Annotated in this window: 18 protein-coding genes; all 18 read right to left on the bottom strand. The window is 35.8% G+C overall.

What is annotated here, in order from left to right:
• Position 1: 1 nt before the first annotated feature.
• A complete protein-coding gene (gene fliI, locus ACSBPO_RS07850; RefSeq protein ID WP_442599498.1) occupies positions 2–1,318 on the bottom strand; it encodes a flagellar protein export ATPase FliI in 1,317 nt (438 codons plus the stop codon).
• A gap of 2 nt (positions 1,319–1,320) precedes the next feature.
• The gene (gene fliH / locus ACSBPO_RS07845; RefSeq protein WP_442599497.1) at positions 1,321–2,079 is read right to left on the bottom strand and encodes a flagellar assembly protein FliH; all 759 of its coding nucleotides are present in this window, start codon (positions 2,077–2,079) and stop codon (positions 1,321–1,323) included.
• Positions 2,072–3,088, bottom strand: coding sequence for a flagellar motor switch protein FliG (fliG, locus tag ACSBPO_RS07840; protein WP_442599496.1), 1,017 nt, complete (start codon positions 3,086–3,088; stop codon positions 2,072–2,074). Before fliG ends, fliH begins: the two co-directional genes overlap by 8 nt.
• Positions 3,089–3,109: 21 nt before the next feature.
• Entirely contained in the window at positions 3,110–4,702 is a 1,593-nt protein-coding gene (gene fliF, locus ACSBPO_RS07835; RefSeq protein ID WP_442599495.1) for a flagellar basal-body MS-ring/collar protein FliF, read from the bottom strand.
• 76 nt (positions 4,703–4,778) lie between these two features.
• Positions 4,779–5,093, bottom strand: a complete 315-nt coding sequence (gene fliE / locus ACSBPO_RS07830; protein WP_442599494.1) for a flagellar hook-basal body complex protein FliE — start codon at positions 5,091–5,093, stop codon at positions 4,779–4,781.
• Positions 5,094–5,109: 16 nt separating this feature from the next.
• Complete coding sequence (gene flgC, locus ACSBPO_RS07825) at positions 5,110–5,565, bottom strand: flagellar basal body rod protein FlgC (RefSeq protein ID WP_442599493.1); 456 nt, start codon at positions 5,563–5,565, stop codon at positions 5,110–5,112.
• Positions 5,566–5,570: 5 nt separating this feature from the next.
• Positions 5,571–5,960, bottom strand: a complete 390-nt coding sequence (gene flgB, locus ACSBPO_RS07820; RefSeq protein WP_442599492.1) for a flagellar basal body rod protein FlgB — start codon at positions 5,958–5,960, stop codon at positions 5,571–5,573.
• A gap of 364 nt (positions 5,961–6,324) precedes the next feature.
• Positions 6,325–7,104 (bottom strand): GTP-sensing pleiotropic transcriptional regulator CodY, encoded by a 780-nt coding sequence (codY, locus tag ACSBPO_RS07815; protein ID WP_442599491.1) that lies wholly within the window; start codon positions 7,102–7,104, stop codon positions 6,325–6,327.
• Between the two features lie 102 nt (positions 7,105–7,206).
• Positions 7,207–8,613, bottom strand: a complete 1,407-nt coding sequence (gene hslU / locus ACSBPO_RS07810; protein ID WP_442599490.1) for an HslU--HslV peptidase ATPase subunit — start codon at positions 8,611–8,613, stop codon at positions 7,207–7,209.
• Positions 8,614–8,632: 19 nt separating this feature from the next.
• Entirely contained in the window at positions 8,633–9,175 is a 543-nt protein-coding gene (hslV, locus tag ACSBPO_RS07805) for an ATP-dependent protease subunit HslV (RefSeq protein WP_442599489.1), read from the bottom strand.
• Positions 9,176–9,233: 58 nt separating this feature from the next.
• Positions 9,234–10,133 (bottom strand): tyrosine recombinase XerC, encoded by a 900-nt coding sequence (gene xerC, locus ACSBPO_RS07800; RefSeq protein WP_442599488.1) that lies wholly within the window; start codon positions 10,131–10,133, stop codon positions 9,234–9,236.
• Positions 10,134–10,194: 61 nt separating this feature from the next.
• On the bottom strand, positions 10,195–11,502 hold the full coding sequence (trmFO, locus tag ACSBPO_RS07795) for an FADH(2)-oxidizing methylenetetrahydrofolate--tRNA-(uracil(54)-C(5))-methyltransferase TrmFO (protein ID WP_442599487.1): 1,308 nt from the start codon (positions 11,500–11,502) through the stop codon (positions 10,195–10,197).
• A 414-nt stretch (positions 11,503–11,916) separates the two neighbouring features.
• The gene (topA, locus tag ACSBPO_RS07790) at positions 11,917–13,992 is read right to left on the bottom strand and encodes a type I DNA topoisomerase (RefSeq protein WP_442599486.1); all 2,076 of its coding nucleotides are present in this window, start codon (positions 13,990–13,992) and stop codon (positions 11,917–11,919) included.
• 296 nt (positions 13,993–14,288) lie between these two features.
• Positions 14,289–15,167: a DNA-processing protein DprA gene (gene dprA / locus ACSBPO_RS07785; RefSeq protein WP_442599485.1), complete on the bottom strand. Its 879-nt coding sequence runs from the start codon at positions 15,165–15,167 to the stop codon at positions 14,289–14,291.
• Between the two features lie 77 nt (positions 15,168–15,244).
• Positions 15,245–16,147, bottom strand: a complete 903-nt coding sequence (sucD, locus tag ACSBPO_RS07780) for a succinate--CoA ligase subunit alpha (protein WP_442599484.1) — start codon at positions 16,145–16,147, stop codon at positions 15,245–15,247.
• Between the two features lie 24 nt (positions 16,148–16,171).
• Positions 16,172–17,329 (bottom strand): ADP-forming succinate--CoA ligase subunit beta, encoded by a 1,158-nt coding sequence (gene sucC, locus ACSBPO_RS07775; protein WP_442599483.1) that lies wholly within the window; start codon positions 17,327–17,329, stop codon positions 16,172–16,174.
• Positions 17,330–17,544: 215 nt separating this feature from the next.
• On the bottom strand, positions 17,545–17,823 hold the full coding sequence (locus tag ACSBPO_RS07770) for an EscU/YscU/HrcU family type III secretion system export apparatus switch protein (RefSeq protein ID WP_442600329.1): 279 nt from the start codon (positions 17,821–17,823) through the stop codon (positions 17,545–17,547).
• Positions 17,823–19,484 carry a hypothetical protein gene (locus ACSBPO_RS07765; protein ID WP_442599482.1) on the bottom strand — a complete coding sequence of 554 codons (1,662 nt, stop codon included), beginning with the start codon at positions 19,482–19,484 and terminating at the stop codon, positions 17,823–17,825. Before ACSBPO_RS07765 ends, ACSBPO_RS07770 begins: the two co-directional genes overlap by 1 nt.
• Positions 19,485–19,487: the final 3 nt, after the last annotated feature.

The following is a 19,487-nucleotide window of genomic DNA, read 5'->3' as shown; positions in this document are numbered from 1 at the left end:
GTTATTCCCCTTTTAAGATTAATTGATATAGATCTTGCAAGCATTCTTCCATTGAAACCTTTTCATGTGTACCTTGTTTTAAAAATGAAAGAATTTTTGGATATAACCTAATGGCTTCATCTATTTCACGTGAAGATCCTTTTTTATAAGCACCAATGTTGATTAGGTCTTCTGAGTTTATATACGTGCTCAACAAATCTCTTAATTTTTCAGCGGCTGCGATATGCTCAGTAGGAGCAATATTATTCATAATGCGGCTTATACTTTTTAAAATATTTAAAGCAGGGTATTGCCCTTTATTGGCAAGCTCTCTATCTAGTACGAAATGTCCGTCTAGAATTCCGCGCACCGTATCAGCGATGGGTTCATTCATATCGTCTCCATCTACCAATACTGTATAAAAAGCGGTAATGGATCCAAATTCATTTGTTCCAGTTCTCTCTAACAATTTTGGAAGAATAGCAAAAACCGATGGTGTATAACCTTTTGTTGTTGGAGGCTCTCCTGTAGCTAGGCCAACTTCTCTTTGTGCCATCGCCACACGCGTGACCGAATCCATCATTAACATGACGTTTAGGCCTTTATCACGAAAGTATTCAGCAATGGCTGTGGCCGTGTAGGCTCCCTTTATTCTCATTAATGCAGGTTGGTCTGAGGTAGCAACAACTACTATAGACCGCTTTAAGCCTTCTTCGCCTAAATCTCGTTCAATAAATTCTCTTACTTCACGGCCACGCTCTCCAATAAGAGCAATGACATTTAAATCGGCCTTCGTATTTCTGGCTATCATACCAAGTAATGTACTTTTACCAACACCACTACCAGCAAAAATACCAACACGCTGACCTCTTCCAACCGTTAATAGGCCATCAATCATTCTTACCCCAACCTCGATTGTATGCTCAATGGGTGGCCTTTTCATTGGATTCGGAGGTTCTTGTTCCGTTAATACTGGTGTTAGCCCTTTTGGTAATAAGGATCCATCTAATGGATATCCCATTGAATCGACTACATTTCCAACTAGTCCAACTCCTACTTTAATTTCTAGAGGTTTGGAGGTTGCTTCTACTAAACACCCAGAAGAAATATCATTTATTGTGGTATATGGCATCAGTAAAATATTTTCATCTTTAAACCCAACTACTTCTGCTTGAATCATTCTCTTTTTTTTGGAACCTATATGAATAATACACACATCACCTATTGAACTTTCGGGTCCTTGTGACTCAATCATTAGTCCAACCACACGTTTTACTCTTCCATACCTTTTAAACGTGTTCATTTGATTAATTTGGCTAATGACTTCGTTCCAATGCATTTCTATTCACTCTCCACTAGTTCTAATAGCTTCTTCTTCATTTCCTTTAATTGACTATCAATACTTGCATCTATTCTTCCATTAGAAGACTCTATGATACAACTCCACTCATCTAAAGAGTAGTCAGGATAAAGGTAAAAATCCGTTTCCCTAGGAAAAAGAGACATTAATTCGTCCTTTTGGGATAAAAGGAATCCATATTGAGAAGGATGAATATGAAGTTGAACCTCCCGATACTCTTTGGCTTCTTTTAGAGCTCCCTTTACAATTGGAAAAAATTGCTCGTGATTTTCTAGCTTTTGATTTAGAATTTTTTCAGCTACAGATAAAGCAATATTTAATATGGTTTGATCTGCAGAATCGATTAATTTCTGGTATTCATTTTTCGACGCAACCACAACTTCTTGAGCAGTTTGTATTAATTCTTGAAATTCGATATACCCTTGGTCACGCCCTTGCAAAATACCTTGATTAAACCCTTCTTCTTGAGCAGTAACAGCAAGTTGCTGTTTTTCATGCTCCCACTGTTTTTTTTCCATGTTTATCTGCTGAATGATTTTTTCAGCTTCTTCATTAGCATTTTTTAAAATGCTATTTGCCTCATTCTGAGCATCTAAAATAATCTCGTCTTTAGACTTTTCAAATACGTGATCAATGTTAAATTGAGTTTCATCTTCAGGCTGTACAATCGTCCTAATTGAAATGACTTTTTGTTCTAGTGGATTGGGGTTAGCCCACCCAGATTTAATCAACCTAGACAATAATATCATCCCCTCCACCGCGAGCTATGACAATCTCACCAGCTTCTTCAAGTCGACGGATTATAGCAACAATACGTGACTGGGCTTCTTCTACATCTCTTAAACGAACTGGCCCCATGAATTCCATTTCTTCTTTAAACGATTCAACCATTCGTTTAGACATATTTTTATATACAATATCTTTTACTTCTTCAGAAGAAACCTTAAGAGCTAACATTAAATCTTCATTTTCACAATCACGAATAACTCGTTGAATGGCTCTATTATCAAGAGTGACGATATCTTCAAAGACAAACATTCTTTTCTTAATTTCCTCAGCCAGTTCGGGGTCTTGTATTTCTAAGGCATCAAGAATGGTTCTCTCGGTTGCACGATCTACACCGTTCAGAACATCAACAACAGCCTCAATTCCCCCTGTTTGTGTATAATCTTGGCTTACAGTAGAAGATAATTTCTTTTCTAAAATTTGTTCTACTTCATTTATTATTTCTGGAGAAGTACTATCCATCACCGCAATCCTTCTAGCAATATCAGCTTGCATTTCCTGTGGTAATTCCGACAGAATCTGCCCAGCTTTGGCAGAATCTAAATAGGAAAGGATAAGTGCAATGGTTTGGGGATGCTCATTTTGGATAAAATTAAGAATTTGAGCAGCATCCGCTTTTCTAGCAAATTCGAATGGCCTTACCTGTAAGGAAGAGGTTAAACGGTTGATGATTATAGCAGCCTGCTCAGCTCCTAATGCCTTTTCTAATACGGTTTTTGCATAACCAATTCCACCCTGTGTAATATAATCTTGAGCTAATGCAATGCTATGGAATTCTTCAACGATTTCTTCTTTCGCCTGCGAATCTACTTTTCGAACTCCTGAAATTTCTAAGGTTAACTTTTCAATTTCTTCCTCATTTAAATGTTTATATACTGATGCAGATACATCGGGACCAAGCGAGATAAGGAGTATGGCCGCTTTTTGTTTGCCTGTTAATTCTCTTTGATCTTTTTTCGCCATTTTTGTCACATCTCCTCATTTCTATTCATCAGCAATCCACGTTCGTAAAAGTTTAGCAAAGTCTTCCGGCTTTTCTTTCGCCATCTTCTCAAGTTGTTTTCTTCGTAAACTACTTTCTGTTTCCGTTTCTTCATTCACATCAGGAATAAAAATTGGTTCGATTTCTTTAAGTGCTGCTGCTTGTTCTTCCACTTCACGTCGCTTCTTCGATCTAATATTTAAGAAGATTAATAAAAGAATAATAGCTAATAGTACGGCACCTACTGCATAGATCCACCAAGGCAGGGCTTGCTTTGTTGATTCGTTAAATTTAATTTTTCCATTAAACGGTTGAACAGAGACCACAATTTTATCTTTAAGAGCTTCATCAGTTAATTCAGTACCTAGTGCATCTTTATCAATGGTAGTTCGTACAATCGTACCTAATATTTTCGTGATATCATCTACACGCTCTTGTGGTAGTGAATTTACATCATTAGGGTTTGGTGGTTCAACCATTACCTGAATCCCTAAATCTCTTACTTTATACGGACTTTCTACAATTTCTTTTCGAATTCGGTTTACTTCATTATTTATCGTTTCTTCTATTTTCTCGTAATCACCGTTTGAGTTTGTTCCTTCCACATATGAAGGAGCGGTATCGGTTGACTGCTCACCTTGTGGAATACCGCCTGCTTGAGCTCCATTACCAGTAAATGTCTCCGTAAGCTTTTGAGCACTTACCGCAATGCCTTTCATATTTTCAGCATCCACAGGGGCAACAAGATTTTCTTCTCGATTTTCCTGAGTGAAATCGACATCTGCAGAAACTGAAACAACGACCTTATCTTGTCCCATTAATGTTCCAAGCATATTCTGAACTTGGCGTTGTACATCTCTCTCAATCTCTTTCTTAATCTCATTTTGAGAAGCAAATGTAGTGCCGTTGGAATTTTTTTCATCATTTAGAGAAAAATACTCAAAATATTGATTCATGATGACGATATTATCTGTAGGAAGATTAGGAACGCTTTTTGATACTAAATGATAAAGAGCTTTAATTTGAGAATCCTCAAATTGATATCCTGGTTTTGTGTTTAAAACAATAGAAGCTGAGGCTGCTTCAGTTTGATCACTCACAAAAATTCCTTTTTCAGGGAGTGTGATCATTACCTTCGCATCACTTATTCCATCTATGCCCTTTATTAGATTTGCTATTTCTGTTTGCATAGCATCCAATTTCATGACTTTAAACTCATTGTCTGTAGTTCCAATACCAGCATTTTGACTAAAGAAGGAATAATCAATACTACCAGATTTAGGTATACCTTGAGCTGCCAGCTCTACCTTTAAAGTATCCACAACCTCCTCTGGTACCTTAATAGTTGTTCCTCCATCACTAATTTCAGAAGCAATTCCTCTCCCATCTAGATTTTCCTTTATTCCACCTGTTTCCGACGGTGATAAATTACTGTAAAGCGGGACCATTGTTGTTCTAGAAGTAAAGTAAACAATTAATGACAGAGCCAAAACAAAAAATAAGAAAGAGCCTACATAAGTAAGCTTTTGCTTTTTGGTTCGATTGTTCCAATATTCTTTTATTTTTGTGAAATTTCTCTGAAACGATTCGTTCATAAATAACCCCCGGTTATTCTGTCTTGATAGTCGGCAGTTAATAACCGCTCCATTTATCAAAAAATCTTATTTTCTACTAAACTTGCATTCTCATCATTTCTTGGTAGGCTTCAACTACTTTATTTCGAACTTCTAGAGTAGCTTGAAGTGTGATACTAGCTTTTTGGGAAGCAATCATTACTTGGTGAAGGTCAATATTTTCTCCCCTTGCTAACTTATCAGTTAAAACATCTGATTCTATTTGTTGTTTATTAACATTATTTAAAGTTTCTTTTAATACGGACGCAAAACTTTTCTGAGCTTCGAATGGTGTAATAGAAGGACGAGTAGTAGGGCTTAATTTATTATTGGTAAATATCTGATTTACCGTTGGAAACATAACCTTATCCATTTATATTGGCACTCCTTTACTTTCCAATTTCTAGTGCTTTCATCAGCATACCTTTAGATGCATTAAAAACCGTAATATTCGCTTCATAAGAGCGAGTGGCACTTATTAAATCGACCATTTCTCTCAATGGATCAACATTTGGCAATTGAACATATCCTGCTTCATTTGCATCTGGATGTTCAGGATCATAGACCATTTTAAATGGAGTTTCTGTATCCTCCACAACTTTTGAAACTTTCACTCCATTACCAATTGTTTGATCATTATTCATCGCCACATTTAAAAAGGAATGAAAGGACCCTCCTTTTGGTTCTAAGACAACGGATTTACGGCGATATGGTACCCATTCACCATTTATATATTTACCTCTAGTAGAATCCACATTCGCCATATTAGAGGAGATGACGTCCATTCTTAATCGTTGGGCGGTTAACGCTGAGGCTGTTGTATTCATGCTATGAAACATTGACATCGCTCTTACTTACCTCCTCTTATTACATTTTGAAGTGTTGAAAATTTCCCATTGATTCGTTCTATCATTGCGTTATAGTAGATTTGATTTGTTGCTAAATCAGCCATTTCTTTGTCTAGATCCACACTATTTCCATTTTGATTATATTGAATAGGATTACGGCTAATCATATTTGAACCAACAGATGACTTGAAGTCAAAGTGACGTTTATCAGTTCGGATTGCTGCTATAGGTGTATGTAACTCATTCTCTAATACATCCTTGAAGCTGACATCCATCGCTTTATAATTTGGAGTATCAACATTTGCGATATTTTGAGAAATAATTTTTTGTTTAACACTAGAATAATTTAGTGATTGTTCTAATGTGGAGATTGTCCCAGAAAACAGCTTCATAATTCCACCTCGAAAAATATTGTAGATTCATAGAGAATTTTGTAGAAATCTACTTATCAATTGTAAAGAAAATGAAATATATTGTCTATGTCCAATTTGTAATTTTTTGTAGCTTATTCTACCTATTTTTCTTGGATTTACTGGTAAATAATTGACATCAATTAATTTGTATTGACAAGTAAATTGGCATAACTCAAAGTTTCTGCTGAAAATTTTGTCGAATTTTTGTAATATTATTATATTAATACATTTTTATCGATGATGGGTGGGTATTTTGCCCTAATTTTTTTCAAAAACTATCTTTCCTTTAATTATTTTGTAAAAAAAGCACTGATTGGAGGGTCCAATCAGTGCTTTTTTATGGTTAATTTGTTTTTAATTTTTCTAATTCAAATAAGAACTTATCATTTAATACCTTTATATAAGTTCCTTTCATTCCTAAAGAACGAGATTCAATAACACCAGCACTCTCTAATTTACGAAGAGCGTTTACGATTACAGAGCGAGTAATACCAACTCGATCAGCAATTTTAGATGCAACTAGTAATCCTTCATTTCCATTTAATTCTTCAAATATATGCTCAATTGCTTCTAATTCACTATATGAAAGTGAACTAATCGCCATTTGAACAACAGCTTTACTGCGTGCTTCTTCTTCTATTTCTTCCGCTTTTTCACGAAGAATTTCCATACCAACAACCGTAGCACCATATTCACCTAAGATTAAGTCATCATCATGAAACTTTTCTTCCAATCGTGCCAGAATTAATGTACCAAGACGTTCTCCTCCACCGATAATTGGAACAATGGTAGTTAATCCAGTGCGGAATAAATCCTTATTCTCAATAGGAAAAGCTGTGTATTCACTTTCCACATCAAGGTTTGGAGATGTTTCTTGGATATTAAATAAATTTTTAGTATACTCTTCAGGAAATTGACGGTCCTCAAGCATTTTTTTCATACGTTCATTTTCAATTTGTTGGTTAATTGCAAAGCCTAGTAATTTCCCTCTGCGTGACACTACGAAGATGTTTGCTTCAATGACTTCACTTAGAGTTTCTGACATTTCTTTAAAATTCACTGGTTTGCCTGCTGCCTTTTGTAATAAGGCATTAATCTTTCTTGTTTTTGTTAATAAATTCATCTTTCTTCCTCCTAATTTGCATCCACTATTATATATTCTCTATTTTTTTTCGATCCGTTACTATAATGAAGGAGTAAATAATTTCAATAAGTATAGAAACAATTATAGGATAAATTGACTTAGGTCTTTATCCCGAGCAATCGCACCTAATTTTTCTTCCACGTATTGCGGCGTAATCGTAATTTTTTCCATTGATATATCCGGAGCTTCAAATGACAGATCTTCAAGCAATTTTTCTAAAATGGTATGTAGTCGTCTAGCTCCAATATTATCCGTATTCTGATTTACCTCATATGCAACTTCTGCTATCTTACGAATAGCATCGTCAGAAAATTCAATTTGTATACCTTCTGTTTCCAATAATGCGCAATATTGCTTTACTAATGCATTGTCAGGTTCAACAAGGATCCGATAAAAATCATCCACCGTTAATTTCGTTAATTCAACCCGAATTGGGAATCGCCCTTGAAGCTCTGGGATTAGGTCTGATGGCTTCGCCATGTGAAAAGCTCCTGCAGCAATAAATAAAATATAATCCGTTTTGACTGAACCATATTTAGTAACAACTGTAGAACCTTCCACCACTGGTAAGATATCCCTTTGAACGCCTTCTCGGGAAACATCAGTCGAAGATCCACCCGAATTTTTACTAGCGATTTTATCAATTTCATCAATAAAGATAATACCTGTTTGCTCTGCTCTAACAATTGCCTCTTGCGTAACTTCATCCATATCTATAAGCTTTTGCGCTTCTTCATTCGTAAGGACTACACGAGCTTCTTTTACTGTTAATTTTCTTTTCTTACGTTTTTTAGGCATTAGGCTGCTAAAAGCATCCTGCATATTCATTCCCATTTGCTCCATCCCTGATCCTTGGAGCATGTCAAACATAGATGGTGTTTGTTCTTCCACTTCTACAGTAACGGTTTCGTTTTCGAGTTGACCTAATGCTAATTTTTCTTTGATAGAACGACGCTTTTCATTAATATCGAAATCTTCAGATGCCGTTGTATCTTGCTCTTGTTGTCCATTTCCACCACCAAATAGCAGTTCTAATGGATTTTTATAATTATTTGTTTTTTTGGCAGATGGTGCTAAAAGTTCCACTAAACGATTATTGGCATTGCGTTCAGCTCTTTCTTTTACATTCTGCATTTTATCTTCTTTTACAAGCCTTACAGAGGTTTCAACCAAATCTCGGACCATCGATTCTACATCACGGCCTACATATCCCACTTCTGTAAACTTTGTTGCTTCTACTTTAATAAATGGTGCACCTACAAGTTTTGCCATCCTTCTGGCAATTTCAGTTTTCCCTACACCAGTGGGACCAATCATTAAAATATTTTTAGGTACAATTTCTTCTCTTATTTTCTCATCCAATAAACTTCTTCGATATCGGTTTCTTAAAGCTACAGCTACAGCTTTTTTTGCGTCTTTTTGTCCAACAATGAATTGGTCAAGCTTATCTACGATTTGGCGGGGGGTTAAATTCGTTCCTTTTAACATGAATAAAGACTCCTTCCCGTTATAGCTCTTCCACAATGATATTTTCATTTGTATACACACAAATTTCAGCTGCAATTTCTAGAGCAGCTTTTGCAATTTCTTTAGCTGTTAAATGGTCACCGCTATATTTTTTTAAACTGCGACCAGCAGCTAATGCATAATTTCCACCTGAGCCAATAGCCAAAATACCATCATCCGGCTCAATAACTTCGCCTGTACCTGAAATTAAAAGCATATGTTCTTTGTTCATAACGATAAGCATTGCCTCTAATTTCCTTAATACCTTGTCACTGCGCCATTGTTTAGCAAGTTCAACCGCTGCTCTTTGAAGGTTTCCATTAAACTCCTCTAATTTCCCTTCAAACATCTCAAAAAGGGTAAACGCATCCGCTACAGAACCAGCAAAACCAGCTAACACTTTTCCATTAAACAACTTACGCACCTTACGTGCAGTGTGTTTCATCACTACTGCATTTCCAAAGGTAACTTGACCATCCCCTGACATGGCACATTCGCCTTTATGATGGATACCAAATATAGTCGTTGCATGAAATTGAGACATGTAATGCCCTCCTTATTTAAAGCACTTCTTAAAAATAAAAACTCGTTTACTAATCTATTTATGCTCGTGGATGGGTTTTTAAATACGTTTGCCTTAAATAATCTTTTGTAACATGTGTATAAACTTGTGTGGATGATAAAAAAGCATGCCCTAATAATTCTTGAACAGAACGCATGTCTGCCCCTTTATTTAATAAATGTGTTGCAAAAGTATGCCTAAGCATATGTGGATGTATCTTTGAGTTTAAAGAAGACTTTTCAATTATCGAATCTAAGACAGTTCGTATTCCTCTATCTGTTAGACAGCCTCCACGAAAATTCACAAACAAAAAATCATGTTTAGTGTTTTGATTTATCAACTTTTGCCTTCCATCTCTTATGTATAGTTGAAGTGCTTCTTGTGCGTAGTTTCCGAAGGGAACATATCTTTCTTTGTTACCTTTTCCATTTACCAAGACAGTTGATACTGTGAAATCAAGATCACTTAGACGAATCTGACTACATTCGCTAACACGGATTCCAGTTGCATATAACATTTCTAACAAAGCCTTATTTCTTTGACCAATCGGAGAGTCTATTTCACACGATTCAAAAAGCTGATTCATTTCCTCTTCGTAAAAGAACTCTGGCAGTCTTTTCTCAACTTTTGGGATAGACACAAGTGAAAAAGGGTTGTCTATTATAATTTCCTCTCTAAGAAGAAATTTATAAAAGCTCCTTAAGCATGAAATTTTTCGAGCAATCGTTTTTCGTGAAAGCTTTTTCTCAAAAAGCTTTGTTAGATAAAGGCGTGCATCCAAATATTGAACATCACTGAAGGTGGAAATGGATTGTTCAGTCATGAACATGATAAATTCACTAATATCATGGTGATAATGTTCAATAGTATATTTTGAATAGTTCTTTTCGATTTGTAAATATTCTTTAAACAACTGTAATGAAACGTTCACATTTTCCAACTTATTCACCTCACAAAGGCTATTAAATATTATCATACATTAATAGCCCTTGCAATTAATTTTACAAATTTTTCGCAAAGTTCTGAATTGTTTCTAATGCTCTATTAGCATGTTGTTCATATCTCTCTTTTTTACCTTTTATTTTTACTGGTAGTTCTGGGAATAGACCAAAGTTTGCATTCATAGGCTGAAAGTTCTTAGGATTTGCTGTTGTTATATAACGTGCCATACTACCAATTGCTGTTTCAGGCGGAAATTCAACGGTTTCTTCTCCGTCAACTAGTCTAGCAGCATTAATCCCAGCAATTAAACCACTTGCAGCTGACTCCACATATCCTTCTACTCCAGTCATTTGTCCAGCAAAGAATAAATTCGGGCGATTTTTAAATTGGTAGGTTGCATTCAAAACCTTTGGTGAATTAATAAAGGTGTTGCGATGCATAACACCGTATCTTACAATCTCTGCATTTTCTAATCCTGGAATTAACTGTAATACTTCCTTTTGAGGTCCCCATTTTAAATGAGTTTGGAATCCTACAATATTATAAAGAGTTCCTGCTGCATCATCCTGTCTTAATTGAACAACAGCATATGGTCTTTTACCCGTACGCGGATCTTCTAAACCTACTGGCTTCATCGGGCCAAATAACATTGTTTTCTTGCCTCGATTCGCCATTACCTCAATAGGCATACAACCTTCAAAAAAGATTTCTTTTTCAAATTCCTTCAACGGAACTGTTTCAGCAGAAATTAAGGCCTCATAAAAGCGATCAAATTCCTCTTCGTTCATTGGACAATTTAAATAGGCTGCTTCACCTTTATCATAACGGGATTTTAAATACACCTTATCCATATTTATGCTATCTTTTTCAATAATAGGAGCTGCCGCATCATAAAAATATAAATAATCTTCACCTGTCAGATTCTTCAAGCTAGATGAAAGAGCTGCGCTTGTTAATGGACCAGTTGCTATTATCGTTGGTCCCTCCGGAATTTCGGCTACCTCTTCATTTATGACTGTTACATTGGGATGATTTTTAACTAGATCTGTAACACGTGCTGCAAAATCATGTCGGTCAACCGCTAGTGCCCCACCAGCAGGGACTGCACATTCATCTGCTGCTTTTATAATAACGGAATCAAGATTTCTCATTTCTTCTTTTAAAACTCCAACTGCATTTGTTAAGGTATTAGCTCTTAATGAATTGCTGCAAACTAATTCAGCGAACTTGTCCGTATGATGAGCTGGAGTTTGTTTGACAGGGCGCATTTCATATAATCTAACATTTATTCCTCTTTTGGCAATTTGCCAGGCTGCTTCACTACCTGCCAATCCTGCACCAATAACATTTACATAAGTTTCATTCATGGATTTTCCTCCTGTTAGAAAAGCGAACTACTATAGTAGACTTCAAATTTAAAAATGATTCTTTTCTATTATGGTTATTTAGATATAATTTTCTACACTATTCTCATTCATACCCATTTTGCATTTTACAATACTACTATCAAATAAAAAAGCTTTAAGCATTTTTTTTACACAAAACAAAATGCGCAAGCGCCTTGTACAGCCCCGACAAGCAAATGTTCTCTAGTGGAAGAAGTCTGAACTTCGACTTCTTCCACTAGAGGTTATTTGACCAAGGAAGAAGTGATTTTTCTTCTTCCATCAAGGGGCTAGGCGCTGGAGCTGGATTACGAAAAACTTCGTCTACCGTTTTTCTTAAGTTCAAAATTTATAAATTTCTTAACCAAAAGAAAAGAGTGAGTCGTAAACTCACCCTTAACTTTGCTGTTCTTCCTTATAATCACATTGAATACATTGGACTTGTATTCCCTTTTTTAATTTCTTTTCTACTAAGAGACTTTCACACTTTGGACATGGTCTTGCAAGTGGTTTATCCCAAGATAAGAAGTCACATTCAGGGAATTGGTCACATCCATAAAAAATTCTACGTTTTTTACTTTTACGCTCAATAATATTCCCTTTTTCACAGTTTGGACATTTTACTCCAATATCTTTCACAATTGGCTTCGTATTACGACAATCTGGGAAATTACTGCAAGCCATAAATTTACCGTATCGACCCATTTTATATACCATTGGGCTTCCGCACTCTTCACAATCTTCACCAGCGGGTTCATCTTTTACTTCTACTTTTTCCATTTCTTTTTCAGCTTTTTCCAAATGGGTTTCAAAATCACGATAAAAATCATCTATGATTTTAACCCAATTCACTTTTCCATCCTCAATATCATCAAGTCCTTGTTCCATCTTCGCTGTAAACTCAACATTTATAACTTCTGGAAAAAACTCTAAAATTAATTGAGTAACGATTTCACCTAATTCAGTAGGTATAAAACGTTTATTGTCTAGAGTAACATATCCACGTTTTTGAATGGTATCTAAGGTAGGAGCAAAAGTAGATGGTCTACCAATACCTAATTCTTCTAGTGTCTTTACAAGACGAGCTTCCGTGTATCTTGGAGGAGGCTGTGTAAAGTGCTGCTTTGGATCGATATCTTTTTTTACAATAACATCACCCTCAGCAAGATTAGGAAGCAATTTGTCACGCTCATCCGTTTGGTCATCTGTACCTTCCACGTAAACCTTCATAAAACCAGGGAATTTTACTTTAGAACCGTTTGCTCTGAAAATGACATTGCCATTTTTCAAATCTACTGACATCGTATCCATAATAGCTGAAGCCATTTGGCTAGCAACAAAACGTTCCCAAATTAACTTATATAAACGGAATTGATCTCTTGACAAGAAATCCTTCATTGACTGCGGGTCTCTTAATGTGCTAGTTGGCCTAATTGCCTCATGAGCATCTTGTGCATTCGTCTGTTTCTTTTCTTTACGTGCAGCTTCAAGCAAATATTCTTTCCCATAGGATGTTTCAATAAAGCTATTAGCTTCAGCTTGTGCAACCTCAGAAATTCTAGTTGAGTCTGTTCTCATATAAGTAATTAAACCGACAGTTCCCTCTTTACCAAGTTCGATCCCTTCGTAAAGCTGTTGAGCAAGCATCATTGTCTTTTTGGTACGAAAGTTTAATTTTCGAGCAGCTTCCTGTTGTAAGGAAGATGTAGTAAACGGTGGTGCAGGATTTCGTTTACGCTCCTTTTTCGTAACAGAGTCTACTACGAACTTGTTATCACTCATTTGTTTTAAAATGGTTTTTACATCATCTTCGGAAGTTAGTTCTACCTTCTTCCCGTTCACACCGAAAAAGCTAGCCTCGAATGGTTCCTTCCCTTTTAAAAATTCACCTTCAATGGTCCAGTATTCTTCAGGAACAAACTCTTTGATTTCATTTTCCCGATCAATAATGAGACGGACTGCAACTGATTGAACTCTACCAGCACTCAGACCCTTTTTCACTTTTTTCCAAAAAAGAGGACTAATGTTATATCCAACTAGGCGGTCTAAAACACGTCTTGCCTGCTGTGCGTCCACCAAATCCATATTAATAGATCTTGGATGTTTAAAGGACTCCTTAATTGCCTCTTTAGTTATTTCATTAAATACTACCCGGCAATCAGATGTGGTATCGATATTTAACGTTTTAGCTAGATGCCAAGCGATAGCCTCTCCCTCTCTATCAGGGTCGGCTGCAAGATAAACTTTTTTCGCCTTTTTTGCAGCTGATTTTAATTCTTTTAAAATGGGACCCTTCCCACGAATGGTAATATATTTCGGTTCAAAGTTGTTTTCAACGTCTACTCCCATTTGGCTTTTAGGTAAATCGATAAGGTGCCCCATGGAAGCTTTTACTTTATATTTTTTACCTAAATACCTTTCAATCGTTTTCGCTTTTGCAGGCGATTCAACGATTACTAAAAACTCCGACATCATTTGTCCTCCTTAGAGGGATTAAAATATCCATTATTATTAACGATATATCCTACCGTTGTCAATAAACATTGTTAAAACTTATTATTTCGTTAGTAGACTCTTGGTCAAGAAAACGATTTCATTCAATCACTTAAAAATAAAATACCTGTTGCAAAATGTATACCATTACGGAAAGAATTTCAACCTTTTTCCACTAAATTCTTTGAAAATAACATGAATTCCCTGCATTTTAAACCTTATTTATGAAATATACAAGGATTTTGCCATTTTCATGATAAAAAAACTTGTGACCTTTAGCCCCTTAATTCTTCTAAAATATCTTCTCCTGTCATAATGAGCTTTGCACCTTGTTGAATTAACTCATTCGTCCCAGCTGAATAAGGGCTAAAAATACTTCCTGGGACCGCAAAAACCTCCCTACCTTCTTGAACCGCATAGTTAGCTGTTATTAATGAACCGCTTTTCCTTTTAGCCTCAATAATTAAGGTTCCCTCACATAGTCCACTAATAATTCGATTCCTTGCAGGAAATTGCCATTTGGATGGTCTTGTTTCGGGTGGATATTCAGAGATGATTAAATGTTCTGAAGCTATTTTAAATGCTAGTTTTCGATTTTCTTCCGGATAAATATGATAGTGTCCTCCAGCTATAACGGCAATCGTTTTTCCACCGTAATCAATCGTTGTTTGATGAGCAAGTGCATCAATACCTCTCGCGAGACCGCTAACAATTACTATATGATTATTCAAAAGTGTAGGGAGTATTTGTTGCAGGACATTTTGTCCATAAGGAGTAGCCTGCCTAGAACCTACTATAGCCAGCTTTTTTCCTTCTTCTAACAATGCTTTGTTTCCCTTAAGAAATAAGCACCAAGGTGGTTGGTAGATTTCTTTTAACATATTAGGATAATGCTTATCAAAATAAGTAACTACTTCTATGCCATTTGAGGAGTATTGTCGTATTTGGTCATGCAGATAATCGTGTGAGTTTTCATATAGAAATGATGAGGATGGGTGGGCATTCGCGGATAAAGAAATAGGTGATAAATGTCGCGGGTGATAGAGGTTAATGTTTTTAAGCTGAGGGTCACTCTTTAGGATTTGATATACCTCATTCCACGTTATTCCTGGATAGTGACATAGATAAATGAATCTTTGCCGAAATTCTTCCATTATATAGTTCCTCCCTAAGTTAAAATAGTCCCTCTTTAGAAGAGGGACTTTGTAAACAATGGTGTGTTAGATAGATATTAGTGTGTTTTACACTTATCGTATAAACCTTGCTCTTTAAGCACGCCAATTAATGTTTCACCCATTACAGAAGGAGTGTCAGCAACTTTAATTCCACATTCATTCATAACACGGATTTTTTCATCAGCAGTTCCTTTACCGCCAGAAATGATGGCACCAGCATGTCCCATACGTTTTCCTGGAGGCGCAGTACGGCCACCGATGAAGCCAACAACAGGTTTAGTCATATTCGCTTTTACCCATTCCGCTGCTTCTTCTTCGGCTGTTCCACCAATTTCTCCGATCATAATGACAGCATACGTTTCAGGATCTTCATTGAATGCTTTTAATACATCAATGAAGTTTGTACCATTTACAGGGTCTCCACCAATACCAACAGCTGTAGATTGACCAATTCCTGCTTGAGTTAATTGATGAACAGCTTCATAGGTTAAAGTTCCTGAACGTGATACAACTCCAACATGCCCTTTAGTGTGAATATACCCAGGCATGATACCAATTTTACATTCTTCTGGAGTAATAACACCTGGACAGTTTGGTCCAACTAGACGTGTTTTCTTGCCTTCCATATAACGCTTAACTTTCACCATATCTAATACAGGAATATGCTCTGTAATACAAATAGCTAAATCTAATTCTGCATCAACAGCTTCTAGAATAGCATCTGCCGCAAATGGTGCTGGAACGTAGATTACTGAGGCATTTGCTCCAGTTACTTTAACTGCTTCTTCTAAAGTATTAAATACAGGTACACCTTCAACTTCAGTGCCACCTTTACCAGGAGTTACACCACCGACAATTTTTGTACCGTACTCAAGCATTTGTTTTGTATGAAAAAGGGCTGTAGAACCCGTAATACCTTGAACAATGACTTTAGTATCTTTATTAATAAATACGCTCACGTCAATTCTCCTTTCAAAATCCTATTAAACTAATGAAACAATCTTCTGTGCACCGTCTGCCATTGATTCTGCAGCAATGATGTTAAGACCAGATTCGTTTAGAATTTGTTTACCTAAGTCAACATTAGTTCCTTCTAAACGAACAACTAGAGGTACAGATAAGCCAACTTGCTTAGCAGCCTCAACAACTCCAGTTGCAATTACGTCACACTTCATAATTCCGCCAAAGATATTAACAAATATACCTTTAACGTTTGGATCAGAAAGGATGATTTTGAAAGCTTCAGTAACCTTCTCAGCTGTAGCACCGCCCCCAACATCAAGGAAGTTAGCCGGGTCTCCACCATAATGCTTTACAATATCCATTGTAGCCATAGCTAAACCTGCACCATTAACCATACAACCGATATTTCCTTCTAAAGAAATATAGCTTAGGTCATATTTTGATGCTTCGATTTCTTTTGCATCTTCTTCGTCTAAATCACGGTATTCTAAAATATCTTTATGACGGTATAGAGCATTGGAATCAAAGTTAAGTTTTGCGTCTAATGCCATAACTTTTCCATCGCCTGTAACAACTAATGGATTGATTTCTGCAATAGAGCAATCCTTTTCAACAAATGCATTGTATAAGCCCATCATGAACTTAACAGCTTGACCGATTAGTTCTTTAGGAATATTTATGTTGAATGCAATTCGTCTTGCTTGATAAGCTGATAATCCAACAACAGGATCAATCACTTCTTTAAAGATTTTTTCAGGAGTTGCTTCAGCAACTTCTTCAATTTCTGTTCCACCTTCTTCAGATGCCATTAAAACGACTCTTGAAGTAGCACGATCTAGAACTAGACCAACGTAATATTCTTTTTTGATATCGCAGCCTTCTTCAATCAGTAAACGCTTTACTTCTTTTCCTTCTGGACCTGTTTGGTGCGTTACAAGTGTTTTCCCTAGGATTTCACTTGCATATGTACGAACTTCATCAAGGTTTTTAGCAACTTTTACTCCACCAGCTTTACCCCGTCCACCAGCGTGAATCTGCGCTTTCACAACATTAATCTGCGTGCCAAGCTCTTTGGCTGCTTCTACAGCTTCTTCTACTGTGAATGCCACTTTACCGTTTGGAACCATTACCCCGTATTGTCTGAGGATTTCTTTCCCTTGATACTCATGGATATTCATTTCCCATCCTCCTATCAAACTGTTCAAAAAAAATAACTGCGCTTTCATTTTATTAAATGACACATACCTTGTCTACCATTAAGCATAAAAAATTATATTTCTTTAGAAATTCCGGATAATAATTCCTTTATTTTATACCTTAAAATGGTTTGAAGTGCCTAATATTATTTTTCTAAAAAAACAAATACCATTGACTGGTCATATTAAATTCCCTGTCAATGGTCTTGATTTTTTAAATTTTGATCTGCACGATATATAAAAGCAAATACCTCCGCAACGACTTGGTATAATTCATCAGGAATCGTTTGATTTATTTCCAGTTGAGATAATAGTTGAACAAGTGAAGAATCCTCTTGTATCGGTATATTATTCTCTCTTGCTTTTTGAATGATATTATCCGCTACCAAACCAGAGCCTTTCGCCACTACTATTGGTGCATCTTGTTTTTCAGGTTTATATCCTAAGGCGATTGCTTCTTTTCTTTTTTGTTCCATCATACTTTTATATCCACCCCAGAATAGGATTGATTTTCATAAATCGTTGGAAATTCCCCTTTTCTTTCCTTACCCATTTGATCGTTATTTGCTTTTACAAATTGTAAAGAAGATAGATGATAATCCATTCCCTTTAAGTTTTCTTTTAATAAATCATGTAATGGTTTTAAATTTTGTAGCCATTGATGTTGATCATTAATAATTTTTATACTTACAACTCGGTTTTGTATTTTTAAATCAACCATTGTTTCTTTTAGATTTTCTAACTCCAAATAAAAGAGAATACGACAAAAGTTAGGATCAATTTTCCCTTCCTCTGTTTTTCGACCGCTCCATTGAAGTGTTAATTCTGGAACACTAGTCCATAATGGAATAGGGATTTGCATAACTACCTGCATAAGCGGCCCCATTTCCTTAGATAACAATTGCATTCCGTTTATTCTTTGTAATAGTTGTTCACCAGTTTGCTTTTCCGAAAAATTTGATTCATCCTTTACATACTGAATTAATAAACTCTTTAACGATTCTTGTTTTACAGGATCATTTTCTAAACCTTTAAAGTGATCAAAGATGTCTTTTTCATATTGAAAACCAATTGAATGAATCATTTTTTTAAAAATAGGATGAAATTGGTCATCAATTTCTCTGGATGATGGAAGGATTTCTGTTGATATGATTGTTTCTAAAAAGTGCTTTTCATTAACAGAGATAGATTGCTTCATCAACTCTATTAATTTTGAAGGTAACATCATAACGACTTGATCTTGTAATTTTAGAGACTGTAAAATTTGTTTAACTTGTTCATTAAGTTCAACCTGAGAACTTATTACATTTTGCCTAATTGTTGGTATTTTATCTGGAAAATTACTATTTTTCATGGTTTCTCTTAAGATAGTATTTTCATCCGTATGCATAGGGAAAAAACCCAACTTTTTTATGATTGAAAAAGGAACCCCATCATCTTCCTCGTTTACCCATTTAGTAATTATAGTTCGAAGTATTTTTTCTCCAACCTGCTTAGATTCATTTGTAATAAAGCTGGTTAGAATTTGTTTTAGAGAATTAGAAACGGTACTCTTATCGCCTTCTAAGTTTACCTGATCATAAAACTTCCTCATTAGTTCTGTTAAAGGAGTTTGAGATTGCATGGACACTAATGATTGAAAAATCTCTTTCTTCATCGGATAACCTTGCTGCATCATCCATTTAATTGTATTTAGCCCTTGTTCAGGATGATCCATATTTTTGATCCAATTAGCCGTTTGTTGAAGAATTTCCTTACTTACAGGCAATTGTTCCTTTAAAAAAAAGGGAATAATATCGAGATTTTCTTTTGAGCCAGTAAGACCAAATGCTCTTAATACCGCCTCAAGGCTGTCTTGATTGGACGAAACACCTGAAATATTATTTAGTACCTTCAAATAGATTTTACCCTCTCCTGGCTGAACCTGGAGCCAATAGCGGCTACCTGCCTGAAGAGCAATATCTAGCTGAGCAATCATTTTTTGATTTCCTATTTGTACTTCTGCCGTTTGATTTGGAAAAAGTTTCAGGATTTTTCCATTGAAAATTTGACCAGGTCTTAATGAAGTTGGCTGAAGTTGTTGTTTACTATCCTGTTTAAAAACGGAAGAAATGATAGAAGAAACGATTGTACTCACCCT

The sequence above is a fragment of the Neobacillus sp. D3-1R genome (assembly GCF_052180215.1).
Taxonomy (GTDB): domain Bacteria; phylum Bacillota; class Bacilli; order Bacillales; family Cytobacillaceae; genus Pseudoneobacillus.
Note: the sequence above shows the minus strand (reverse complement) of the source record. Positions and strands in the feature narration are given on the sequence as shown.

What these genes read in the sequence shown, in the direction of transcription:
- ACSBPO_RS07770 (WP_442600329.1), bottom strand. Translation starts at nt 17,823, where the DNA reads ATGGAACAAAAAAGAAAAGAAGCAATCGCCTTAGGATATAAACCTGAA.
- hslV (WP_442599489.1), bottom strand. Translation starts at nt 9,175, where the DNA reads ATGTCTCAATTTCATGCAACGACTATATTTGGTATCCATCATAAAGGC.
- codY (WP_442599491.1), bottom strand. Translation starts at nt 7,104, where the DNA reads ATGAATTTATTAACAAAAACAAGAAAGATTAATGCCTTATTACAAAAG.
- sucC (WP_442599483.1), bottom strand. Translation starts at nt 17,329, where the DNA reads ATGAATATCCATGAGTATCAAGGGAAAGAAATCCTCAGACAATACGGG.
- dprA (WP_442599485.1), bottom strand. Translation starts at nt 15,167, where the DNA reads ATGGAAGAATTTCGGCAAAGATTCATTTATCTATGTCACTATCCAGGA.
- trmFO (WP_442599487.1), bottom strand. Translation starts at nt 11,502, where the DNA reads ATGAATGAAACTTATGTAAATGTTATTGGTGCAGGATTGGCAGGTAGT.
- fliI (WP_442599498.1), bottom strand. Translation starts at nt 1,318, where the DNA reads ATGCATTGGAACGAAGTCATTAGCCAAATTAATCAAATGAACACGTTT.
- flgC (WP_442599493.1), bottom strand. Translation starts at nt 5,565, where the DNA reads ATGTCAATGTTTCATAGCATGAATACAACAGCCTCAGCGTTAACCGCC.
- flgB (WP_442599492.1), bottom strand. Translation starts at nt 5,960, where the DNA reads ATGAAGCTGTTTTCTGGGACAATCTCCACATTAGAACAATCACTAAAT.
- topA (WP_442599486.1), bottom strand. Translation starts at nt 13,992, where the DNA reads ATGTCGGAGTTTTTAGTAATCGTTGAATCGCCTGCAAAAGCGAAAACG.
- fliG (WP_442599496.1), bottom strand. Translation starts at nt 3,088, where the DNA reads ATGGCGAAAAAAGATCAAAGAGAATTAACAGGCAAACAAAAAGCGGCC.
- fliF (WP_442599495.1), bottom strand. Translation starts at nt 4,702, where the DNA reads ATGAACGAATCGTTTCAGAGAAATTTCACAAAAATAAAAGAATATTGG.
- hslU (WP_442599490.1), bottom strand. Translation starts at nt 8,613, where the DNA reads ATGTTAAAAGGAACGAATTTAACCCCCCGCCAAATCGTAGATAAGCTT.
- fliE (WP_442599494.1), bottom strand. Translation starts at nt 5,093, where the DNA reads ATGGATAAGGTTATGTTTCCAACGGTAAATCAGATATTTACCAATAAT.